The organism is Arthrobacter rhombi (assembly GCF_900163545.1).
Taxonomy (GTDB): Bacteria; Actinomycetota; Actinomycetes; order Actinomycetales; family Micrococcaceae; genus Arthrobacter_H; species Arthrobacter_H rhombi_A.
Genome location: NZ_FUHW01000001.1, coordinates 1 through 23,544, shown reverse-complemented (window position 1 = coordinate 23,544; position 23,544 = coordinate 1). Strand labels below are relative to the sequence as shown.

At 65.2% G+C, this 23,544-nt stretch carries 19 protein-coding genes; 16 read left to right on the top strand and 3 right to left on the bottom strand.

The features are described from left to right. Positions 1-102: 102 nt before the first annotated feature. Positions 103-894, top strand: coding sequence for an SGNH/GDSL hydrolase family protein (locus tag FM101_RS00095; protein WP_086993649.1), 792 nt, complete (start codon positions 103-105; stop codon positions 892-894). A gap of 102 nt (positions 895-996) precedes the next feature. Here FM101_RS00095 and FM101_RS00090 read toward each other — a convergent pair whose 3' ends face one another. Further along, entirely contained in the window at positions 997-2,403 is a 1,407-nt protein-coding gene (locus FM101_RS00090) for a sugar porter family MFS transporter (RefSeq protein WP_179204185.1), read from the bottom strand. A gap of 261 nt (positions 2,404-2,664) precedes the next feature. Here FM101_RS00090 and FM101_RS00085 point away from each other — a divergent pair, with 261 nt between their 5' ends. The 12 genes from FM101_RS00085 to FM101_RS16080 all read left to right on the top strand — a co-directional run bounded on the left by FM101_RS00085 (position 2,665) and on the right by FM101_RS16080 (position 16,544). Next, a complete protein-coding gene (locus tag FM101_RS00085) occupies positions 2,665-3,549 on the top strand; it encodes a TetR/AcrR family transcriptional regulator (protein ID WP_179204184.1) in 885 nt (294 codons plus the stop codon). Then, on the top strand, positions 3,539-4,420 hold the full coding sequence (locus FM101_RS00080; protein WP_086993646.1) for a 3-keto-5-aminohexanoate cleavage protein: 882 nt from the start codon (positions 3,539-3,541) through the stop codon (positions 4,418-4,420). Before FM101_RS00085 ends, FM101_RS00080 begins: the two co-directional genes overlap by 11 nt. Positions 4,421-4,430: 10 nt before the next feature. Next, on the top strand, positions 4,431-5,399 hold the full coding sequence (locus FM101_RS00075) for a 3-hydroxyacyl-CoA dehydrogenase NAD-binding domain-containing protein (protein ID WP_086993643.1): 969 nt from the start codon (positions 4,431-4,433) through the stop codon (positions 5,397-5,399). Further along, complete coding sequence (locus tag FM101_RS00070; protein ID WP_086993640.1) at positions 5,400-5,840, top strand: thioesterase family protein; 441 nt, start codon at positions 5,400-5,402, stop codon at positions 5,838-5,840. 27 nt (positions 5,841-5,867) lie between these two features. Then, entirely contained in the window at positions 5,868-7,487 is a 1,620-nt protein-coding gene (locus FM101_RS00065; RefSeq protein ID WP_342744327.1) for an ABC transporter substrate-binding protein, read from the top strand. Beyond that, on the top strand, positions 7,484-8,443 hold the full coding sequence (locus FM101_RS00060; RefSeq protein ID WP_179204183.1) for an ABC transporter permease: 960 nt from the start codon (positions 7,484-7,486) through the stop codon (positions 8,441-8,443). Before FM101_RS00065 ends, FM101_RS00060 begins: the two co-directional genes overlap by 4 nt. 20 nt (positions 8,444-8,463) lie before the next feature. Further along, the gene (locus FM101_RS00055) at positions 8,464-9,333 is read left to right on the top strand and encodes an ABC transporter permease (RefSeq protein ID WP_245806591.1); all 870 of its coding nucleotides are present in this window, start codon (positions 8,464-8,466) and stop codon (positions 9,331-9,333) included. A 2-nt stretch (positions 9,334-9,335) separates the two neighbouring features. Next, positions 9,336-11,051, top strand: coding sequence for an ABC transporter ATP-binding protein (locus tag FM101_RS00050; protein WP_086993634.1), 1,716 nt, complete (start codon positions 9,336-9,338; stop codon positions 11,049-11,051). Between the two features lie 13 nt (positions 11,052-11,064). Next, complete coding sequence (locus FM101_RS00045) at positions 11,065-12,282, top strand: serine hydrolase domain-containing protein (RefSeq protein WP_086993631.1); 1,218 nt, start codon at positions 11,065-11,067, stop codon at positions 12,280-12,282. 55 nt (positions 12,283-12,337) lie between these two features. Beyond that, positions 12,338-14,176 (top strand): glutaminase A, encoded by a 1,839-nt coding sequence (glsA, locus tag FM101_RS00040; RefSeq protein WP_086993629.1) that lies wholly within the window; start codon positions 12,338-12,340, stop codon positions 14,174-14,176. A 79-nt stretch (positions 14,177-14,255) separates the two neighbouring features. Further along, positions 14,256-14,720, top strand: a complete 465-nt coding sequence (locus FM101_RS00035) for a MarR family winged helix-turn-helix transcriptional regulator (protein ID WP_086993626.1) — start codon at positions 14,256-14,258, stop codon at positions 14,718-14,720. Between the two features lie 42 nt (positions 14,721-14,762). Then, positions 14,763-16,544 (top strand): MFS transporter, encoded by a 1,782-nt coding sequence (locus tag FM101_RS16080; RefSeq protein WP_086993624.1) that lies wholly within the window; start codon positions 14,763-14,765, stop codon positions 16,542-16,544. Between the two features lie 85 nt (positions 16,545-16,629). On the opposite strand, the gene FM101_RS00025 is transcribed toward FM101_RS16080, so the two are convergent. Then, positions 16,630-16,818 (bottom strand): hypothetical protein, encoded by a 189-nt coding sequence (locus FM101_RS00025; protein WP_086993621.1) that lies wholly within the window; start codon positions 16,816-16,818, stop codon positions 16,630-16,632. Positions 16,819-17,099: 281 nt separating this feature from the next. Between FM101_RS00025 and FM101_RS00020 the strand changes: the two genes are divergently transcribed. Next, positions 17,100-20,759, top strand: coding sequence for a TM0106 family RecB-like putative nuclease (locus tag FM101_RS00020; RefSeq protein WP_086993615.1), 3,660 nt, complete (start codon positions 17,100-17,102; stop codon positions 20,757-20,759). Between the two features lie 60 nt (positions 20,760-20,819). Here FM101_RS00020 and FM101_RS00015 read toward each other — a convergent pair whose 3' ends face one another. Beyond that, positions 20,820-21,323, bottom strand: coding sequence for an SRPBCC family protein (locus FM101_RS00015; RefSeq protein WP_086993612.1), 504 nt, complete (start codon positions 21,321-21,323; stop codon positions 20,820-20,822). A gap of 118 nt (positions 21,324-21,441) precedes the next feature. On the opposite strand from FM101_RS00015, the gene FM101_RS00010 reads away from it, so the two are divergent. Together FM101_RS00010 and FM101_RS00005 are read left to right on the top strand one after the other, a co-directional pair. Further along, positions 21,442-22,344 (top strand): dihydrodipicolinate synthase family protein, encoded by a 903-nt coding sequence (locus tag FM101_RS00010; protein WP_086993609.1) that lies wholly within the window; start codon positions 21,442-21,444, stop codon positions 22,342-22,344. A gap of 67 nt (positions 22,345-22,411) precedes the next feature. Next, a complete protein-coding gene (locus tag FM101_RS00005; protein WP_086993606.1) occupies positions 22,412-23,419 on the top strand; it encodes an aldo/keto reductase in 1,008 nt (335 codons plus the stop codon). The last annotated feature ends 125 nt before the right edge of the window (positions 23,420-23,544 follow it).

The following is a 23,544-nucleotide window of genomic DNA, read 5'->3' as shown; positions in this document are numbered from 1 at the left end:
CGTCCTGAGCACAATCGTCATCTGATCGTCATGTTGTGGTCCGCCTCCCCGCAGCTGCAGTACTTAGGCTGGTAATCCAGCATCTTTACTCAGGAGTATTTTGTGCACGACCCCACGCCAGCCGGCCTCGATCGACCGACGCTTCGTTCCCGCCTGTTCTCCCGCCCCCGGACCGTGCTTCTTGCCGGGATTGCCGTGATCGCGGTGACAGCAGGAGCGACTCTCGTCGGTGGGCAGGGACAGACGGAAGATCAGACCCCGCTCTTCTCGGACGGCTTCCCGATGGCGCGCCCGATGGCAGCCAGCGATGCCCAGGCGGTCACGTTCTCCGTGGTCGGGGACTCCATCACCGCCGACCACGCCTATCCGGAACAGGTTTCCCGGCGGATCGTCGGCGAGCGTTCCTGGGCCGTCTTCGCGCAGGAACCCGGTACGTCCTTCGTCGGAGGGTGGGCGTTGGGGGGCGCCACCACAGCGGATATGTTGGCCGGCTACTCCCCCGTTTCCTCCGATGTGCTGGTGGTCATCGCCGGGACGAACGATATTCGTGCCGGGGTCCCCTTCGAAAGGATCGGGGAAAACCTCCTGGCCATCGTGTCCCGGTCCGATTCGGACCGGGTGCTCGTCTCCTCAGTCCCCCCGCGGGACGAATTCCGTGCCCGGACCGTCGAGTACAACGCGTGGCTGCACGATTTCGTCCTCGAGCAGGGCTGGGGCTGGATCGATGGATCCCGTGGCCTGCGCGATTCGACCCACCCCGAGGTCTACGCCGCGGGCCTGAGCTACGACGGGACCCACCCCACGGCTGAGGGAGGCCAGATCCTCGGCTCGGCAGTCCAGGCTGCGCTGAGTACCCAGCCCACCGCACAAGACACGGCAGTCGATCTGCCGTAGCTCAGGGCGACCGCTCTCGGGCTCGGATCCTCAGACGAAATCAGGGGCGGCAGGGTCCGCGTCCAACGCAGACCCTGCCGCCCCTTGCGGCCTCGAAGGTTCCTACTGCATGGATTCGAGTTCGCGACCCTTGGTTTCGGTAACGAACTTGAAGACGAAGAAGAACGACAACAAGGCAAAGAGCGCATACAGCCCGTAGGCGAAGACCAGTCCGGCATCCGCCAGCGACGGGAACGTCGTGGTGACCAGGAAGTTGGCCAGCCATTGGGCGGCAGCTGCGACCGAGAGAGCCACGGCACGCATCTTATTGGAGAACATCTCACCCAGCAGCACCCAGACCACCGGCCCCCAGGTCGCGCCGAAAGCGACGACGAACAGGTTGGCGGCGACGAGTGCGATCATGCCCCAAGGCTGCGGCAGCGACACGTCGTCGCCGCTGCCCATCGACTGGCTGAAGGCGATGGCCATCACGCCCAGGGCGACGGTCATGCCCGCTGAACCAGCCAACAACAACGGCTTACGGCCGATCTTGTCGACCAGCAGGATGGCCACGATGGTCACCAGGATATTGGTGACCGAGGTGATGACGGTGATGGTGAACGAGTTTTCCTCGGTGAACCCGACGGACTTCCACAGGCTGGTGGAGTAGTAGAAGATCACGTTGATCCCCACGAACTGCTGGAAGACCGAGAGCAGGATGCCGACCCAGACGATCGGCAACAACCAGCCCTTGCCTCCCACGAGGTTGCGCAGGCCCTGGTTTTTCTCGGTGCTGATGGTGGACTTGATCGAGGCGATCTTCTCATCGACCTCGTCACGGCTCTTCAACCCGACGACTTCGTGCAGGACCTTGGCGGCCCGGGCCAGCTGGCCCCGGGCCACGAGGTAGCGGGGGGATTCGGGGATCTGCCAGGCCAGCACGCCGTAGATCACTGCCGGGACGATGCCGGCCAGGAACATCCAACGCCAGGCGTCGAGGCCGAACCAGCCCACCCCTGAGGCACCTCCGGAGGTCGCTGCGATGAACGCATCGGAGAGCAGGGCGACGAAGATGCCGAGGACGATGGCCATCTGCTGCAGCGAAGCCAACTTGCCGCGGCTATGGGCGGGGGCCACCTCGGCGATGTAGGCGGGGGCCAGGACCGAGGCCATACCCACACCCAAGCCACCAATGAAGCGCCAGATGATCAAGTCGACCTCGCTGAAGGCGAAACCGGATCCTGCCGCCGAAACGGTGAACAGCAGCGCGGCGACGATCATGGCTCGCACGCGGCCCTGCTTATCGGCGAAGGGGCCGGCGAACCATGCCCCGACCATGGCGCCCAGTAGCGCACAGGAGACGGTGAAGCCCAGCAATACACCGCTGAGTTCGAACTGTTGGCCAACGGCGTCGACGGCACCGTTGATCACGGCACTGTCGAATCCAAAAAGGAATCCGCCCAATGCGGCGACGATGGAAACCATCACCACTTTTGTCGGCGTCGAGTCATGTTCTGTTGAGGCGCTCATGCCCGCAATCGTACGCCTTTGCCCGTCGCCCGGGCAGAGGCTGGCGGGCCCCGAAATACCGGGAAACATGAGCTCGATCACCCGCCGCCCCGGGGCAGGCACCACGGGGAAGAGGCCTGCCCCGGGGCCAACCGGGTAGCGAGGATCCACGGATCGCCCTCGGCGCCCCCGAATCTAAACATCATCACGAATCGCAATTTCTTCTTGAGTAGCAATCAACTAACTTGCCATGATCGCAAGTCGTGATTTACTGTGAGTCTCATGCCGACCTCCAGACCTTCAGCCGAGACGCTGGCAGAACGTGCCCGCCATGCCATCCATCATTCGGGTCTGGCTCAACGCGATGTCGCAGCACTCATCGGCATCGACGAAACCAAGCTCTCCAAATCGCTGAAGGGCGTCAGGCGTTTCAACCCCGAGGAACTGACCCTGTTGGCCACCAACACGGGCGTCACCGCCAACTGGTTGATCTCCGGATCGGATTCCGCCGCGGGAGCCTCGGTGGCCCCCTCAGCGCGTATGTTGCCCACCCAGCACCGAGAAGACTCGACCTCTGCCCGCAAGCGCCGGCTCATCATTGAACGTGCCTGGTGGCTCTTCGCCGAGAAGGGCCACGCCAATGTCAGGGTCTCCGATATCGCCAGGGAAACCGAGATATCACCGGCTTCGGTGCACTACTACTTCCCCACGAAGCTGGAGATCTTCGCCGAGACGCTGCGCTACTCGGTCAAGCTGGCCTTCGACCGCCAGGTCACCGAGTTGCACTCCATCCCTGATCCCGTCCAACGGCTCAAGCACTTGATTCGCCTCCAACTCCCCGAAGGGGTTGCCGGACGAGCCGAATGGTCGATCTGGTTGCAGACCTGGGGCCAGGCCGCTGTGGATCCGAGCCAACGCGATAACCATTCACATGGCTATGAACGGTGGCGGCAAACCGTCGAAGGCATCATCACCGACGGCCAGCGCAGCGGAGTGTTCAGCTCGGTCAACGCGGCCGATCTGACCTTGGACATCACCAGTCTGATGGATGGGCTGGGCATCAAGGTCCTGACCGGCATGCTGACTACCGCTCAAATGCAAGAACACATCGAAAATTTCATTGACCGCACCATTGTCACCTCCGAGGAGTCATCCCATGAACCGTAAAGTCATTGTCACCTGTGCCCTCACCGGCGCAGGGGACACCACCGCCAAGAGCGAATACGTCCCGGTCACCCCCGATGAAATCGCCGCCGATGCCATCGCCGCCGCCCGGGCCGGCGCCTCGGTCGTCCACATCCATGTGAGGGATCCCGAAACCAAACAGGGTTCGCGCGACACCGCGCTCTACCGTGAGGTCGTCCGCCAGATCAAGGAATCGGACGTCGACCCGGTCATCAACCTCACGGCCGGCATGGGCGGGGACCTGGTGGTCGACCCTTCCGAGCCGACGGTCCAGCTGCCGGGCACCGATCTGGTATCGGGTCTGGAACGGCTGGCCCACGTCGAGGAACTGCGCCCTGAGATCTGCACCATCGACTGCGGTTCACTGAACTTCGGCGAAGGCAGCAACCTCTACGTCTCCACCCCTGACATGCTTCGCGAGGGCGCGGCGCGCATCAAGGAACTGGGCGTGAAACCGGAGATGGAAATCTTCGACACCGGCAACCTCTGGTTCGCCAATGTCATGGTCGAAGAAGGGCTGATCGCCCCGCCGCCGCTCTACCAGCTCTGCATGGGCATCCCCTACGGTGCACCCGTGGATCCGGCGCTGCTCCAGGCCATGGTGAACCTGCTGCCCGAGGGTGCCCAGTGGACATCCTTCGCGATCGGCCGCAACCAGCTGCCCTGGGTCGCCCAGTCGGTGCTGCTCGGCGGTCACGTCCGCGTCGGTTTGGAAGACAACCTCTACCTCTCCAAGGGCGTGAAGGCCACCAACGCACAGTTGACCGAACGTGCCATCGACATCGTCACCGGCATGGGTTCCTCCGTGGCCACCCCCGACGAAGCCCGCGAAATCCTCAAGCTCGAAAAGTAAGGCCTGATCCATGAGCAACTACCCCAACATGCACGACGTCGAAACGGTGGCCTGCGTGGGCATCGGCACCATCGGTGGCGGCTGGGCCGCCTACTTCCTGTCCCGCGGTTTTCGCGTCCAGGCATGGGATCCCTCCCCCGATGCCGGTGACAAGCTCGCCGCACTGATCGATGCCGCCTGGCCGGCACTGACCCAGCTGGGTCTGGCACCGAACGCCTCCAAGGACAACTGGTCGGTCCACGCCGAACTAGCCGACGCCGTGGCCGGTGTCGGCTTCATCCAGGAAAGCGCCCCCGAGGACCTGGACCTCAAATCGGATCTGCTGGCCCGGATCGACGCGGTGACCGACACCGACGTCGTCATCGGTTCCTCCACCTCCGGCTACGGGATGAGTGAAATGAACCAGCGTGCGGCCCACCCCGAACGCCTGGTCGTCGGCCACCCGTTCAACCCGCCGTACCTCATTCCCCTCGTGGAGGTCGCCGGCGGACGGGGCACCGCTCCCGAAGCCGTGGCGTGGGCCTCGGAATGGTATGACTTCATCGGCAAATCGGTGATCACCATGGACCGGGAGATCCCGGGCTTCATCGCCAACCGCCTGCAGGAGGCGCTCTGGCGCGAGGCCCTGCATATGATCGATAACGGCGAGGCCACCGTCGAGCAGATCGATCTGGCCATCACCGACGGTCCGGGCCTCCGTTGGCCGATCCAGGGCCCGATGCTCACCTTCCATCTGGCCGGTGGGCCAGGCGGCATGGCCCATATGCTGGACCACTTCGGCCCCTCGCTGAAGTCCCCGTGGACTCGGCTCGAGGCCCCGGAACTGACCCGGAAACTGCGCGACGACGTCATTGCCGGTTGCGATGAGGAGGCCGGCGAGCGCAGTTTCGCCGACCTGGTCGCCGAACGCGACGCTGCCATCATCGCCGTCCGCAACGTGATCGGGGAGCTGAAGGCGGCACCGAAGGCGGCGGTCTAGGTGGCGCTGAAACCGTATTCCACGGCTGTTCTGGACGAGTGGATCGACTATAACGGCCACCTGTCCGAGGCCTACTACGTCCTCGTTTTCGGTTTCGCCACCGATGCGGCCATGGAGGCGCTGGGCATGGGCCCCGCCTACCGGGAGGCCACCTCCAATTCGCTGTACACCGTGGAAGCCCACGTCCGGTATCTGGATGAGACGGGGCTCGGCGCCGAACTGGAGGTCACCACCACGGTGGCCGGTTCTGGGGCCAAGAAATTGCATCTGGCCCACACGATGCGGGTCAACGGTGCGGTCATTGCCACCGAGGAGATCCTGGGGCTGCATGTCAATCAGGAAACAGGGAAAACTCTTCCCTTCGGGCAGGAAATCCTGGACGGCATCAACGTCCATCGAAGTGACCCCCCGGACTGGAGCGGCCGATCCATCACCTGCTAGCCACCCGCCTACTCCAGGAGCCTCACCGTGACTTCCTCTCCACCTTCCCTCTTCCCCCTGCCTCCTCCAGCAGCCCGCGCTCGACGTTCGGGGCCTGAGGGATTCAGCCGCCGTGCCTTGCTTGGCAGCGGAATGGCCCTCGGCCTCGGCGCCGTGCTGACCGCTTGCGGGGCCCAGCCCTCGGTCATCGCGGCACCGACCGGCACACCACAAACCGGCGGCACCCTGCGCGTCGGCCTCTCCGGTGGTGGCGCCTCAGACACTCTGGACGCCCATATCCCGGTGAACACCACGGATATCGCCCGGGTGGTCAACCTGTACGAAGCACTGCTGTACCGGGATGAGAACTACGAGCTGAAGCCGCTCCTGGCGCTGAGCGCCACACCGGATAAAAATGCAGAGGTGTGGACCGTAAAGCTCCGTCCCGGCGTCGTCTTCCACGATGGACGCCCGGTGCGCCCCGAAGACGTGGTCGCCACCTTCAAACGCATCACCGATCCCGACGACCCCAAATCCGGTGCCACGGCGTTGGCCGTCCTGGACGAGGTAGCGATCGTGGGCAAGGACACCGTTGAGTTCCGGCTGAACTCCCCCTCGGCGACCTTCGACGACTCGCTGGGCCAATACTCGATGGGTATCGTCCCCGCGAATTACGATTCCGCGAAGCCCGTGGGCACCGGCCCCTTCAAGGTCAAGAGCTTCTCCCCCGGCCGGCAGTCGGTCTTCTCCCGCAACGACGACTATTGGCGCGATCACGAGCCCTATCTGGACGAGTTGGCCATCCTGAACTTCGATGACGACGACGCCATGATCAACGCGCTGCTGTCCAGCCAGGTCGATGCCATCGGGCAGATCCCGCTGGCCCTGACCGAAGTCATCGGTTCGGACCCGCGCATCGGGATCCTGAATTCGGAGACCGGCATGTGGCTACCGTTCACCATGCGGGTGGACCGCAAACCCTTCGACGACGTCCGGGTCAGGCAGGCCTTTAAACTGGCGGTGGACCGCGAACAGATGATCGAACAGGTCCTCAGCGGCAACGGCACCATCGGCAACGACGTCTTCGCCCCCTTCGACCCCGGAACCACCGGGTTGCCCCAACGCAAGCAGGATATTTCGAAGGCCAAATCACTGCTGGCCGACGCCGGGTACCCCAACGGGCTGGACGTGGAACTGGTCACGGCCCCCATCCAGTCAGGTGCCGTCGAAGCGGCCCAGGTCTTCGCCCAACAGGCGGCCGCCTCCGGCATCCGGGTGAAGATCCGCCGCACCGACACCACGACGTACTTCGGTGACGACTACCTCCAATGGGATTTTGCCCAAGACTTCTACTACACCCGCAACTTCCTGCCGCAGGTGGACAACAGCCTGCTGAAGGATTCCCCCTATAACGAAACGCACTGGGACAACCCCACGTTCGTTGACCTCGTCAACCAGGCCAAGGCAACCGTGGATGAGGACCAGCGCAATCAATACATCGCCCAGGCCCAGCGCATGCTCTACGACGAAGGCGGATACATCATTTGGGGACATCCCAACCAGGCCGATGCCTTCCAGCACTACGTCGCCGGACTGGTGCCCAATAAAACCGGGTTGGCCTTATCCGGCTACGAATTCCGCCGCGTGTGGATGGGAGGCACCAAATGATCCTCAAACTCGTGTCCCGACGCCTGCTGGTCAGTGTGCTGATCCTGCTGGTCGTCTCCATCATGGTCTTCGTGGCCACCCTCCTGCTCCCCGGAGACCCGGCGCAAGCCGTCCTCGGCCAGCAGGCGACCCCCGAACGTCTGGCGGCACTGCGTGAGCAGATGAACCTGAACGACCCGGTTCTCCTGCGCTACCTGTCGTGGCTCGGTGGACTCTTCACCGGCAACTTCGGCTATTCCGCAGCCACCGCCGGCCCGGTCTCCGCCCTCATCGGCGAGCGCATCACCGCATCGCTGGTCCTGATGGGCATCGCCGCGGTCATCAGCATCCCGGTGGGCATCATCGTGGGCACCTACAGTGCCCTCCGCCGTGGTCGCTTCGCCGACCATGTCGCGACGACAACTTCCCTGGTCCTGGCCGCGATGCCGGAGTTCGTCATCGGCATCGTGATGATCACCCTGTTCTCCACCACGGTCTTCAAGATCCTGCCCTCGGTCACCCTGGCCCCGCCGGGTGAACCCGTGTGGAACTACCCGCTGCAGCTGGTGTTGCCGGCCCTCACCCTGGTTCTGGTGGTCACCCCCTATATCGTGCGGATGATGCGCGCGACCATGATCGAGGTGCTGGATTCCGGCTTCGTGGAAATGGCCCGGCTCAAGGGAGTTCCCGAACGCACCGTCATCCTGCGCCACGCCGTCCCCCACGCGCTGGGGCCGGTGGCCCAGGTCGTCGCCATCCAGTTGGCGTGGATGGCCGGCGGCGTGGTCGTCATCGAGTTCCTCTTCCGCTACCCGGGCATCGGTCAGGCCCTGGTCGACGCCGTCGCCAACCGTGACGTCCAAGTCGTCCAGGCGATCTCAATGCTCATCGCCGCCGCCTACATCGTGGTCAACCTGCTGGCCGACATCGTCGGCATAGCCACCAATCCGAAGCTCAGGACGGAGTCCGCCCGATGAGTTCCAACGCCCCCACCGACATGGCCGGATCGGCCATCGACCGTGAAGTCTCCGCCGCCCCGGGCCTGTTCCGGCGCATGATGCGCCAGAAGCAAGCCAAGATCGGCGCCGTACTCACCGGCATCGTCCTGCTGGTCGCCCTCGTGGGCCCACTGCTCCTTCCCTGGGCCACCGGGTTCACCAGCACCTCCTTCTCCGGTAGACCGTTCCAACCGGACGGCGTCTTCGGAACCGACAACCTCGGCCGCGACATCCTCAGCCGTTTCCTCGACGGCGGACTCCGGCTACTGGCCTACGCGGCCCTGGCCACCGCCCTGGGCATGGTGATCGGCGTGGTGATCGGTATGGCCGCCGCCTATTCACGGCCGTGGCTCGATAACCTGATCATGCGCTCCAACGACGTCCTGCTGGCCCTGCCCCAATTGGTCTTCGCCCTGTTGGCGATCACCGTCTTGGGCCCGAAGGGCTGGGTGCTGGTCACCGTCATCGGCATCACCCACGCCCCCCGGGTCGCCCGGGTCACCCGTTCGGCGACCGCCTCCGTGATTACCGAAGACTTCGTCCGCGCCTCGGAAATGTATGCGGTACCGAAGTGGAAAATTCTGCTCAAGGACGTGCTGCCCAATATCACCGGCCCCCTCATGGTCGAATTGGGTCTGCGCATGACCTACTCCATCGGTTTCGTCGCCGCACTGTCCTTCCTCGGCTTGGGGATGCAGCCGCCCACCGCCGACTGGGGCCTGATGATCAACGAGAACCGTATTGCGTTGACCGTCCAACCCTGGGGCGTCATCCTGCCGGTGGTGGCCATCGCCATCCTGACCGTCGGGACCAACCTGCTCACCGATTCCCTGGCACGGGCCTCGGCCAACCTGAACGCGGGAGAGTAAATATGGACACCGTGACGAACGAATCAACCACCGCCGCAGCCCTTCGAGCCACTGACCTGAGGGTTGCCACCCTCGCCGGCCTAGAGATCCTGCACGGGATCGACTTCGAATTGCATCCGGGCCGGATCCTGGCCTTGGTCGGGGAATCCGGTTCGGGAAAAACCACTGCCGGGCTGGCCTGCATGGGCCATTTCCGGCAGGGACTGAAACTGACCGCCGGGTCGGTCCAGCTGGGCTGCGAACCCTCGGCAGGAAACCTGCTGGAGCTCAGCGCCCCGAAGGTCAGGGTTTTGCGCGGAGGATCCATCTCCTACGTCCCCCAAGACCCCGCCCTGTCGTTGAACCCCGCCATGCGGATCGGCGAACAGATCCTGGAGACGCTCCAGGTCCACGGCTTCGGCGCGAATGAACGGGAGCGTGCAGCACGGGTCAACGAAGTCCTCACCGAGGTGGGCCTGCACAATGATGCAGCCTACCGCCGCCGCTACCCCCACCAGCTATCCGGTGGCCAGCAACAGCGCGTGGGTATCGCCATGGCCTTCGCCTGCCGCCCCTCGGTGATGATCCTGGACGAGCCGACCACTGGCCTGGACGTCACCACGCAGGCGTTGGTGTTGGAAACCATCCACGAAATGGCCGAAAGGCATCAGGTCGCCGGGCTCTACATCACCCACGATCTGGCCGTCGTCGCCACGGTGGCCGATGAGGTGCTGGTCATGCTTTCCGGCGACGTCGTCGAACGCGGCAGCATCCAGGAGGTGCTGTTCTCACCCCGGCACCGCTACACCCGCAAACTGCTCGCAGCGGTTCCCGACCTGGCCGGCAAACGCCGGGTGGGTGATGTGGAGGCGATCACCGGCGAACAGCCGCTGGTGATCCCCGGCCCCCACGCCCCCGGAGCCGTGCGGACCAACTCCATCGGCGCCGCAACGGCTGCCGCGACCTCCCCGGTGGAAGGCGCCTCGTCCACCGAGGTCTTGTCGATCTCGGGTCTGGAGCTCTCCTACGGTCCGGCGCGGATCCTGGACGGGATCGACCTCTCGTTGGAGGCCGGTGAGTCCATGATGCTGTTGGGCGAATCGGGGTCGGGGAAGACCACGCTCTCGCGCTGCATCGCCGGACTGAACGACGACTACCGCGGCACCGTTTCGCTGCGCGGCGTCGAACTGGCAGAGGGCACGCGGGGACGCACCGCAGAACAGCGCCAAGCGATCCAATACGTGTTCCAAAGCCCGTTCTCCTCACTGAACCCGCGACGCAGCATCTGCGAATCGGTCGAAGTGCCGTTGGAGATGGCCGGGATATCCAGTCGACGCAAACGCCGAACCCTGGTCGATGAGGCGCTGGACCAGGTCAAATTGGGTTCCTCCTATCTCGATCGCCGACCGGGCGAACTCAGTGGTGGCGAGCGCCAGCGTGCTGCCATCGCCCGTGCCCTGGTCAATGCGCCGTCGGTGCTGGTCTGCGATGAAATCACCTCTGCCTTGGACGTTTCGGTGCAGGCCTCCATCTTGGACCTGCTGCGCACCCTGCAGCTGGAGACCGGCATGTCGATGCTCTTCGTCACCCACAACATCGCCCTGGCCCGACATATCTCCCAACGCCTGGCGGTACTGCAGCGGGGACTGATCGTGGATCTGGGTCCCACCGAAGAAGTCCTGACCAACCCCCAGCACGACTACACCCGTCAGCTGCTTGACCATGTCCCCACGTTCTAAGGAAGCCACCTCCATGTCCTCCCAGACAACGCCAGAGCAGTCACCGGCCGGCGGTTCGGCTTCCGCAACCCTGAAGGCCCATAACGACGCCGGCCTGCCGGAGGCTGACTTTGCCGCACTGCGGGAGACGTTCGCCGGGCATCTTCAGGCCAGCACCGGTGGCATGTCCTTCTGTGTCTATCGCGAAGGTGCCCCCGTCGTCCGTTTCCATGGAGGTAGGACGATGAAGGCAGGAGGGCAACCGGCACCGGGACTGGCCGGGCCGGCGGCCTGGGATGAAAACACCCGGGCCGTGCTGTTCTCGGGGACGAAGGGCGTCGTGGCAACCGTTGCCGCCATCGTCGTCGGCCGCGGCCAGCTGGACGTCCGCCGCCCGGTGGCCGACTACTGGCCAGAGTTCGCCGCGGCCGGCAAAGCCGAGGTGCCGGTTTCGATGCTGCTGAACCATACCGTCGGGCTGGTCTATGTGGACCCCGAACCCGCAGGCGAAAACACCAGATACGACAACCGGCTCAATGCCTCCCTCCTGGCCGCCCAGACTCCCCTGTGGGAACCGGGGACGAAGGTCGCCTACCATGCGATCACCTATGGGTACCTGATGGCCGAGTTGCTGCTTCGGGCCACCGGTCAGGAGATCGGCACCCTCATCCGCGAGCTGATCGCCGAACCGTTGGGACTGGACCTGCATTTGGGGCTTCCGCAGGAATTGGATGGGACCCTCGCCACTATTTTCCGTGCCGATGACTATGCGATCAGCACCTTCCTCAAGGATGCCGAACGTCGTCGCATCGTCGAGCGCATGTATGCGGGCTCGCTCACCGGCGAGAAGGACAGCTTCAATTCGGTGGAGATGCGCCGCGGCCAATTGGCTGCCGGCGGAGGGATCGCCACCGCCGAATCCATGGCGAACCTGTACTCGCAGCTGGCCGCCCCGGGGCAGACCCTGGTGGATCCAACAGCACTGGCCGAGGCCACCAGCACGTGGTCCGAAGGCGTGGACGCGGTCAACGACCGTCCGCTGCGTTTCGGGTTGGGTTATGAGTTGGCCGACCCGATCGGCACCTACGGCCCCGTGGCCCCGGCCTTCGGCCATTCGGGGGCCGGCGGCGGACTCCACGGAGCCTGGCCGGGGAAGAACATCGGCTTCTCTTTCCTGATCAACGAGATGCTCTCCGAGGATCAGGACCGGCGTGTGAAGGACCTCTTGGCAGTGTTGGCCCGGATCATCTAGTCCCAGGGCGGGGTTTCACCCGCGGCGGCCCCGGCGCTCCCGCTACTGTGTGGGTATGCAATCCCCCATCGAGAGCTACCTGCGACGGCTGCACACCGAATTGTCGAGCCTGCGCGACGGGACCCCGTATCAGGACATCCCCGCCACCTCGCATGGCAACCCCGACGATTTCGCGATCTGTCTGGCCACGGTCGACGGCTATGTCTACGAGGTCGGCGACGCCGATACCGAGTTCTCGATCCAATCGGTCTCCAAGCCCTTCACCTATGGTCTGGCGTTGGAGGACCTCGGCCCGGAAGCGGTGGATGAAAAGATCGACGTCGAACCCTCCGGCGATGCCTTCAACGAGATCTCCCTCTCCGAGGGCACCGGCCGGCCGGCCAACGCCATGATCAACGCCGGCGCCATCGCCGCGACCTCGCTGATCAAGGGATCCGGCGGACGCCAGGGCTTCGAGCGGATCCTGTCCACCTACTCGGATTTCGCCGGCCGGCAACTGAAGGTCCGCGAATCGATCTACCGCTCGGAAATCCGCACCGGTCACCGCAACCGGGCCATGGCCAACCTGCTGCGCAGCTTCGACGTCATCGAACACGATCCGGAAAAGGCCCTGCGGAACTACTTCCGCCAATGCTCGGTCATGGTCAACGCCCGTGACCTCGCCCTGATGGCCGCCACCCTGGCCAACGGCGGCACACAGCCGGTCACCGGCAAGGAGGTCATGGGCATCGATTCGGTCCAACGGGTGCTCTCGGTGATGATGACCTGCGGGATGTATGACGACGCCGGATCGTGGACCAGTGCCGTGGGCATGCCCGCCAAATCGGGGGTCGGCGGCGGCCTGCTGGCGGTCCTCCCCGGCCAGCTGGGTTTGGCGGTCTACTCCCCACCGCTGAACGAGCATGGCTCCTCGGTCCGCGGTGTGGCCGCCTCGGAACGCATGGCCACCGATATGGAACTACATTTCGTGCGCGCGGCACGGATGGGCCGCTCGGTCATCAGCGAACGCTACGACCTGACCGAGGCACCCTCGGGGGTCCGCCATAACGACGATGCCGCAGCAGTGCTCGAAGAACACGGTCACCGCGCGCAGATCCTCGAACTCAACGGTGACCTGCTCTTCGCCGGGGCCGAGTCAATGGTGCGGGCCATCAGCTCACTGCCCGAAGAGGCGGAACTGGTCATCCTGGACGTGCGACGCGTCGACGAGGTCGGGGACGTCGCCTTGACGATGCTCGCCGAGGTGCGCGACGGGCTCGTCGCAGAGAAGCGCCGGCTGATCCTGATCGAAACCGAGGGGGTCATTGCCGATGCCATGACCGCAGGACGCAACGACGTCCCCGTCTTCGGCACGCGCAACGATGCCGCCGAATGGGCCGAGGAGTGGATCATTGCCCTCCACGGCGGCCCCGGGCTGGTCCCCGACGTCGTCCATCTTCCCGATTTCCCGGCCGTGGCACCGCTGGATCCGGAACAGATCACCGAACTTGAAGCGCTCATGGAGGAACGCACCTACGACGACGGCCAGGTCATCCGCCGCGTGGGACAGAAATTCGGCGGCGTCTACTTCATCCTCTCGGGCAAGGTCGCCACCACCAGTACCCAACAGGGGCACCGGTTCCGTCACGCGACCCTGGGCGCCGGGATGACTTTCGGCGAGATCGCCCTGGGCGGGGACCGTGGCCAGTCCTTGCGGGTCACGGCCGAGGGACGGGTCCAACTCAAGGTCCTGCCGGCCGAAGCCATCGCGCGCGTGGAGGAGCATGACCCGTCATTGGCGCTTTCATTCTGGAAGGCCGTGGCCCGCGACGCCTATACCCGTGTGGAGCAGAGCTTCCGCGAGGCAGCAGTGCGGGAACGCGATCAGACCTTCCACGACGAAACGAACCGCTAAGCGGCAAAACAACCCACCGGCGTCGTTCCCTGGGACACATAATTTCTTAAATTACATAGGCTTTTGATATAAATAACTTATGCAAAACATGAGTCCGGCCCCCGCACCCGAGGATATTTCCGACGTTGCCGGGCTACTGGAGGAGCTCTTCCGCCTCTCCCGGCGAATCGCCCCTCCAGGGAACTACTCGTTGACCGTCTACTCGGCACTGGCCTCGCTCAAACGCCACGGAGACGCCCGATTGACAGCGCTTGCCGCCCACGAAGGAGTCAGCCAACCCTCCATGACGCAGGCGGTCGGTCGACTCAAACGCGAGGGACTGGTCCAGCAGGTCCCCGATCCCAGCGATGGCCGGGCCGTCCTGATTTCGATCACCGACACCGGTCTGGCGGCCTTGGCGCAACGTAGTCAACGCCGCAGCGAAGGCGTCGCCGAGCTGCTTTCAGCACTGGATGCGAACGACCAGCATTCGATTATCGCCGCCACCGGGGCCCTCCGCCGTCTCATCGACGCGGCCCCCGATCAGCGTCCCGACGGCAAATAGGCACAGCACCAACCCATCCCATATCCCTCGATTGGAGCACCGATGACCGGAGCACCAACGACCAGCCCTTCCCGGCCGGCCAGTCCCTTCAAACAACCCAAAGCCGTCTGGGTGCTGGCCTTCGCCTGCGTCGTCTCCTTCATGGGGATCGGCCTGGTGGACCCCATCCTCCCCGCCATTTCCGAACAGCTGCAGGCCTCCCCGAGCCAGGTGACGCTACTGTTCACCAGCTACCTGCTGGTCACCGCCGTGGCCATGCTTTTCACTGGCTGGATTTCCAGCCATATCGGCGCCAAGCGCACACTGGTCTACGGCCTGGCGATCATCGTCATCTTCGCCGCCTTGGCCGGTTTCTCCGGTTCCATTGACGGCATCGTGGGCTTCCGCGCCGGCTGGGGCGTCGGCAACGCCATGTTCATCGCCACGTCGCTGGCCGTGATCGTGGCCTCCGCCAGTGGCGGCTTCGTCGGGGCCATCGTGCTCTACGAGGCGGCCCTGGGCCTGGGCATGGCAGCCGGTCCACTGGTCGGCGGCCTCCTGGGCTCCATCTCCTGGCGTGGCCCCTTCTTCGGAGTCGCCGGCCTGATGCTCATCGCCCTGATCGCCACCATGGTGTTGGTGGAGCCCACGCCGAAACCGGTGAAGAAGACCTCCATCCTCGACCCGCTGAAGGCCCTGCGCCACCGCGGTCTGCTGACCATGTCGCTGATGGCCTTGTTCTACAACTGGGCGTTCTTCACGGTGCTGGGCTACGCCCCCTTCCCGATGGGTCTGGACGCGATCCACTTGGGCTTCGTCTTCTTCGGCTGGGGACTGTTGGTCGCCGGGTTCTCGGTCTTCGGAGCCCCGTGGCTGCAGCGCAAGCTCGGTATCGCCGGCACGCTTTACATGAACCTCTCGCTCTTCGCCGTGACGATCCTGATCATCGGCATCTGGGTCCACCAGCCCTCGGTACTCATCCCGGCGGTCATCGCCACGGGCATCTTCATCGGCATCAACAACACGGTCACCACCCAGGCCGTGATGACCGTTTCACCGGTCGAACGTTCCGTGGCCTCGGCCGCCTACGGCTTCGTCCGCTTCATCGGCGGCGGCCTGGCCCCCTTGGCCGCCGGCAAACTGGTCGAGCACTACAACATGCATGTGCCCTTCATCCTCGGCGCCGTGGCCCTGGTCATCGGCCTGGGCATTCTGATGTCGGGACACAAGCTCCTGCGCAAGGCCGAAGAAGCACAAGCCGCCGATACCGCAGCCGCAGTCTCCACCGCAGAACCGAGCAGCGAAGCACCGGCAGACGTTGTGGCGATTGCCGACCGCCGGATCATCCCCGTCGAACATGCAGCAACCGCCATCCTCCCCGAGGGGTTGGAAGGCGCCGTCGTGGCAGCCATCGATTCCACTGAGGCCGCCGACCGAATCGTGGACAAGGCCTTGCGGGTCGCCGCCGCCGCGAAATTGCGGGTCGACGTCGTCCATGTGCTCGAATCGGTGATCGTCAGTGACGTTGCCGTGGACGGCGAGGACCTGGCGACCGCCTCGGCAGCGGTGCGCACCCAGCTGGACCGTCTCGCAGCCGCAGGGGTCGGCGCTGCCGGATATGTCTTGGGCACCGAACAAGGCCATCCCGAGAACCACGCGGGTGCCGGACGGGCGGTGGCCGAATACGCCAACCGCATCCAGGCTAGGTCCTTGGTCATCGGAGCCCCGACGCATGGCGGGCTCTCCGCACTCATGGACGCCTCGGCCAGCCAGGAGATCTGGCGCAGCGCACGAACCGACGTGACGATCGTGAATCCGCAGGCGGCAGCGCCCGTCGGGCCCTAACCTGCTCTTGCACGATTCCGTTGGCCCGTCCGGCATCTGGTGCCGGGCGGGCCTTCTGCGTCCTCGGCCGCCACGGGATCGGAGTCTAACCGGCGGTGGACTCGGCGTCTCTCCGCCGGATCAGTGTCAGCCGCACGACAGACAGGGCCACGGCGAGGGCCAAGCACGGCAGCAGGTAGGCAATGAGGTCCGCATCGCCGATGAGCGATGCAGCGCCGAGGGCCAAGGTCGCCATCATGAACAACCAGGCCAAGGGGGTGATGATCTTCAGCATGTGTCCGGCCCTTCCCTTCGACTTCCTGGTTCCGTCGCAACCCCTCGAACCAGCTTCGTGCTGACTGGACACCAGCAGTTGTCCTGTCCGACAACCGTAAGTACCCCGTGATGCGGAACACAAATGACTCGTGCCGGGGCACCACCACCCTGGATCGAGGACTCCCATTTCGGGTGGGCGCCGGCGGAACATGATGCGCGGCACCGAAGTGTCGGTCGGCACTGTTAGATTCGAGCCCTACCCGCCGTCGGATCCGCGGCGGTCACGAAGAAGGGGTGCGGATGTTCCTGCTGGATGCCGTGGAGGCCACCGAGCCGCCACGCTTGGTTTTTTCGGCCTCCGATCTGGTCACCGCCAGCGAATGCGAATATCAGGCGCTGTATCGACTCGACGTCAAACTCAGCCGCCGGCCCAAACCCGATTTCCCCGAGGACGCCATGGCCTCTCGGGCCGCGGACCTCGGTGATGTCCACGAACAACGGGTCCTGGAGCAGCTGGAACACACCCACGGTCCCTGGGATCGGACCACCGGGACCGGGGTCCGCCGGATCGACAAGGCCCCCAGCATGGACCGGGCCACGCTCGAAAGCCTGGCAGCAGACACCACCGAGGCGCTCCGTCTCGGGGCCGACGTCGTCTTCCAGGCCACCTTCTTCGATGGCGAATTCCTCGGGTTTGCCGACTTCATCGTCCGGGAGTCCGATGGACGCTATGCCGTCTGGGATTCGAAATTGGCCCGCCATGCCCGGGTCACCGCGCTGCTGCAGTTGGCCGCCTACGGGGACCAGCTCGAACGCCTCGGGTTCGCCCCCTCCCCGGTGGCGACCCTGGTGCTGGGCAACCTCGAACACAGCGAGCACCCGATGCCCGACCTGCTGCCGGCTTTTCGCGAGCTCCGGACCCGTTTCCGTCGGCTGACGGCCGAGCATCGGGCAGCGCAAACCACCGTCGAGTGGAACCAGCCCGGGCTACGCCGGTGCGGAAAATGCGATTATTGCCTCGAGCAGGTCGCCGCCCATGATGATCTGCTGCTCATCGGCGGTATGACCGCAGCACGACGGCGGACACTCATGGCCGAGGGCATCACCACCATGCATCAGCTGGCCGAGCAGCCGGCCCCCGCCGGGGAGAACCCGGATGCGTCCCTGGGCCGCCTCCGGGAGCAGGCCAGGGCCCAGACCGGGCTGCTGGATTTCGACGGATCGGCCAGCGTCGGGGACCACACGGTGTCCTACCGACTCCAGCCCGGCCAGACGATCGGCGACCTTCCGGCCCCCAGTGACGGGGACATCTTCTTCGACTTCGAGGGCGACCCGCTCTGGCAGGACCCCGAAACCGGCATTTGGGGTCTCGAGTACCTTTTCGGTGTCGTCGAATACGACACAGGAACCCCGGTCTTTCGCCCGTTCTGGGCGCATTCCCGGGCCGGGGAGAAACGGGCGTTCCTGGATTTCCTGGCCTACGTGCAGCAGCGCCGGCAACGCTGGCCCGATCTGCACGTCTACCACTACGCCCCCTATGAAAAGTCTGCGCTGCGCAACCTCTCGGTCCTGCATACCGCAGGGGAAGACACCGTGGATGCCTGGCTGCGCGAATCCCTGCTGGTGGATCTATACGACACGGTGCGGCACTCGATTCGTATCTCCGAAGGCTCCTACTCGATCAAAAAGCTCGAACCCCTCTATATGGGGGCCGATGGCCCGCGGGCGGGAGTCACCAATGCGGGGGCCTCGGTCGTGGCCTACGCGATCTACTGCGCCGACCGCGATGCCGGGAACACCGAGGCCGCAGCAACGACCCTGGCCTCGATCTCCGCCTATAACGAATACGACTGCCTTTCCACCTTGCGTCTGCGCGATTGGCTCCTGGGGTTGGCCGCCGACTGTCCCGCCCCGGTGGCCGGCCCGTCGAACGAGACGGCCACCGCTGTCCTGCCCGGGACCGACGCCCCGGAACCGGAAGCCTACGAGCCCAGCGCCGAAGAGTTGACGCTGCAGTCCTACCTGGAACTCGACGCCGACTTCTCTTCCCTTCCCACAACGGAGCAGCCGGCGGCACGGGCCGACCACGGCGCGGTGGCAATGGTCGCCGCCGCCACCGGCTACCACCGGCGCGAGGATAAACAATTCTGGTGGGGCCACTTCGACCGACTCGAATCCCCCACCGAGGACTGGGCCGAAACCCGGGGCGTTTTCCTCGTGGACTCCGCCACGGTTCTTGAGGACTGGGCCCGGCCGCCGCGGGCCCGCACCGAACGTCGTGTCGTGGAACTGACCGGGACCGCCTCCGACGGGACCGACCTGCGCCCCGGCACCGACTGGTTCCGCATGTATGAGGCCCCCGTCCCCGCTGGGGCCGATGTCCCGACCGGCGCCGATGGACACCCCCTCCCGACGGCACGCGGCGGCATCTTCGACACCGAATTGCTGACGGTGGACGTCAACGGGCCGACCACGGTGCTGACGGTCGCCGAAAAGTCGACCGGCAAAATCCCTCCGTACCCCCAAACGCCCATGGCGCTCACCCCGGGCCGGCCCATCATGACCCGGAGCATCCGCGAGTCGCTGGCCGAGCTGGCCCGCGAGGTCGGTTCCGCCCTGGTGGTCCCCTCCCCCGCCGGGAACGAGGACACCGTCCTGCCGGTCATCACCGTCCCGCCCCGGCTGCCCCGCCATCCGGGGCTGGATATCCTGCGCCGGGCCACTCCGCGCCTGGCCACCCGGGACAGCCTTCCCCCCGTCACCCCGGATAATGCAGGCCGAGGGGACTACATCGGGGCGATCATCGAGGCCGTCGCCGACCTGGATCATTCCTACCTGGCCGTCCAAGGCCCCCCGGGTACGGGCAAAACCCATGTTGGTTCCCATGTGATCGCCGCGTTGATGGCGCGGGGTTGGAAGATCGGGGTGGTCGGCCAATCCCATGCGGTGGTCGAAAACATGCTCGGCGCGGCGATCGGCAAGGCCGGTGTTGACCCGGACCGTGTGGGCAAGAAGCCCAAGGACCCCCGCACCGCCTCACCCTGGTCGGTGACCGATGACAAGAAGTTCGCCAGCCTGCTCGACTCCGAGGGCGGCGCATTAATCGGCGGAACGGCCTGGACGATGACCGGGCGTCAGGTTCCTGCCGGCTCCTTGGACCTACTGGTCATCGACGAAGCAGGCCAGTATTCGTTGGCCAATACGCTCGCCGTCGCCCGGGCCGCGGACCGTCTGCTGCTGCTCGGTGATCCGCGCCAATTGCCCCAGGTCACCCAGGGAACCCACCCCGAGCCCGTTGACGATTCTGCGTTGGGTTGGCTTTCCGAAGGCGCAGCAACCCTCCCCGAACGTTTGGGCTACTTCCTCTCGGATTCCTGGCGCATGCACCCGGCGCTCTGTGCCAAGGTCTCGCGGCTGAGCTACGCCGGCCGGCTGGCCTCGGCCCCCGCCGCCGCGCTACGCCACCTCGACGGGGCCGAACCGGGGGTTGGCACCGTACTGGTGGACCATCGGGGCAATGCGATCTCCAGCGCCGAAGAGGCCGCGGAAATCACGGCACAGGTCGGCCGGCATCTGCGGTTGCGCTGGGATGACGGCGGATATGGTCCCGTCCGCGAATTGGGGCCTCAGGACATCCTCGTCGTCGCTGCCTATAACGCCCAGGTCAACCTGATCCGCACCCACCTTGATGCCGCAGGGTACGACGACGTCCGGGTGGGCACCGTGGACCGGTTCCAGGGTCAGGAAGCCCCGGTGGTGCTGGTGTCGATGGCGGTCTCGGCCGCCGAGGAGGCCCCGCGGGGCATGGATTTCTTGCTCAACCGCAACCGGATGAACGTCGCCGTGTCGAGAGCGCAATGGCGTACGGTCATCGTCCGCTCCCCCGAACTGACGAATTTCCTGCCCTCCAGACCGGAGGGGTTGGCCGAGCTCGGGGCCTTCGTGGGACTCTGCGGCTAAAGCGGCACGGCGGGTGCTTCACCGTGCCGGGCACCCAAATGCCGGACAGATCCTTCGGGCTCAGCTATCCCGATCAAACTCGGCCCGCATGGTGGTCAGCGTGCGACGGATGTTCTTGCGCTGGAACTCCGCGAAGAGCTGTCCACCGGTAACGGCACGGTCAAAGGCAGCGGCAAGCCAATCCGGCCAGGTCGACCGGCCATCGGTCCAGGTCTCGGTGACCCGGGTGCCGCCGTCAACGCGTTCAAGGTCGTAGGCCCACGTGGCGATCTTGCCGGGGAGGATCGGCCGACGAACACCGATCTTGCCCACGTCGAAGGCGAAACGTCGCGCCGGCTCCGATGCCGTGACGACGCATCGGGTGGTCCAGCGGGCCCGTCCCCGACGGTTGGTCCCCTCGAAGGCCTCGCCCACCTGCAGCGGACGGCCCGATGCCGGAGTCGTGGCACCGGTGTTTTCAGGGCTCCAGCGCGGCATCTGTGCCGGGTCGGCCAGCTGAGTCCAGATTGTCTCGGCATCGACGTTGATGACCACGCTGTCACTGACCTGCATGGTGCGCTTCATTCGGGTCCTCCCGATCATTGGTTCGGCGATTGAGCATCAACCGTGTTCGGAGCGTACCTCCTCACGACGACGCCGCGAATTGGACGATTCCACGCCCGGCCCCTGCTAGCGTGTGGCCATGAGTGCATTCCACGGTCTCGTTGCCTACCCCGTCACCCCCTTCGATGATTCCGGGGCTGTCGACCATCCTGCCCTGCGCCGGCATCTGTCCACCCTGGCGGTTTCGGGGGTCGATTCCATCGCCGTGCTGGGCTCCTCGGGTAGCTTCGCCTACCTCGACACCGCCGAACGCGCAGCGGTCATCACCACCGCCGTCGAAACGGTCCGTGAGGTCAATCCTGCCCTGCCCGTCCACGCGGGGGTCAGCGCCGTAGCCACCTCCGAACTGATGCACCACGTCGAAGCCGCCGTCGCCGCGGGAGTCGACGGGCTGCTGCTGTCCACCGTTTCCTATGTGCCCCTGAACGAGGACGAGGTCGCCACCCAGTGCCGGCTCGTTGCCGCGGCCTCCGAACTGCCGATTTGTCTGTATTCCAACCCGGCGACCACCAACTTCTCCTTCTCCCTGGACCTCATCGCCGAACTCGCCACCGAACCGACGATCGTGGCAATCAAGGAAACCGCAGCAGATATGGAGACCTTCATCGAACGCCACGAGGCCCTGGCCTCCCGCGTCCATTCAGGTTTCAGCCATGGCATGAGCGGAGACGCGTTGATCGCCGAGGCCGGCTTCGCCGCCGACGCCTGGCACTCGGGACCGGCCTCGGTCCTGCCGGCTCACTTCGTGGCGCTGCGGGCCGCCCTCGTCGGTGGGGACATCGCGGAAGCCAACCGGCTGCGCGAGGAACTCACCCCGTTGATGCGCGAATTCAATGCGCTGCGTAAGCTCAGCAACCTCCATGCCCTGGCTCGTGCCGCAGGCATCGATTCCGGTGAACCACGCCGCCCATTATTGCCCCTCCCCGGCAGCAGCCAGCGGGATCTGGCCCGGTTACTGGGGGATTTATCCGAACCCCTGTAGGCATCCGGCGCCACCGCTGTGCACCAAGGGTTCGAACTCGCGAGTAACTCGTGCTAGACAAGAGGGCATGAAAATGCGCAATTTGGCTGGTTCCACGGTGAACCCGCTGGGGCTGGGGTGCATGAACCTCAGCCATGGGTATTCGAACTTTCCGAGCTATGCCGACGGCGCGAAGCTCCTGCGTCACGCCCTCGATGCGGGGGTGGACCATTTTGATACGGCCACCCTATACGGCAGGGGGTGCAACGAAGAACTCGTCGGTGCCGCCCTGGGCAAACGCCGTGACGACTATTTTTTGGCCAGCAAATGCGGGCTGGAAATCATGGCTCCGGGAGAACGCGGACGGATCGACGGCCGCCCGGAAACCATCAGGGCCCAGGCCGAGGCCTCTCTGGACCGGCTCGGCACCGACTTCATCGACCTCTACTATCTGCACCGTCTCGACCCGAAGGTTCCGGTGGAGGAAAGCGTCGGCGCCCTGGCTGATCTTGTCGCCGAAGGGGCCATCGGGGCCATCGGCCTGTCGGAGGTCTCCGCGGCCACCCTCTACCGGGCGGCCACCGAACACCCGATTGCGGCCGTGCAGAACGAATACTCGTTGGCCACCCGGAACTCCGAACTGGGGGTGTTGGAAGCCTGCCGCACCTTGGGCACGGCCTTCGTGGCCTTTAGCCCGCTCTCCCGCGGGTTCCTCTCAGGAACCCTCCTCGACCCCTCAGGGCTCCCGGAAAAAGATCTGCGCCATGTCCTGCCGCGTTTTACCGCCGAGAACTATCCGGCGAACCTGGAGCTCCTCGATGCCGTCCGCGGGGTTGCCGAACGGCTAGACGTCACCTGCTCGCAGCTGGCCCTGGCCTGGCTCCTGGCCCAGGGTGACCATGTTCATGCGATTCCTGGCACCACCAACACCGGGCATTTGGACGAGAATTTGGGCGCCGGATCCATCGCCCTCGATGACGCCACGACCGCGGAGATCGGGGCGATCATCAACTCGCAAACGATGCACGGCGCCCGCTATAACGCAGGTCAGCAGCAAACCATCGATACCGAGGAGTTCGCTGCCGCGCAGACCTGAGCCGGCGCCGGCGTCGTGCTGTCGTCCATGTCGGGATCTGCCGGGGTGTCGGTGAACCTCGGCGACTAGCTGTATTGACCACTGAGGTTGGGTACGCGGGCAGCGGGTGGAAGTCCTCGTAGTGA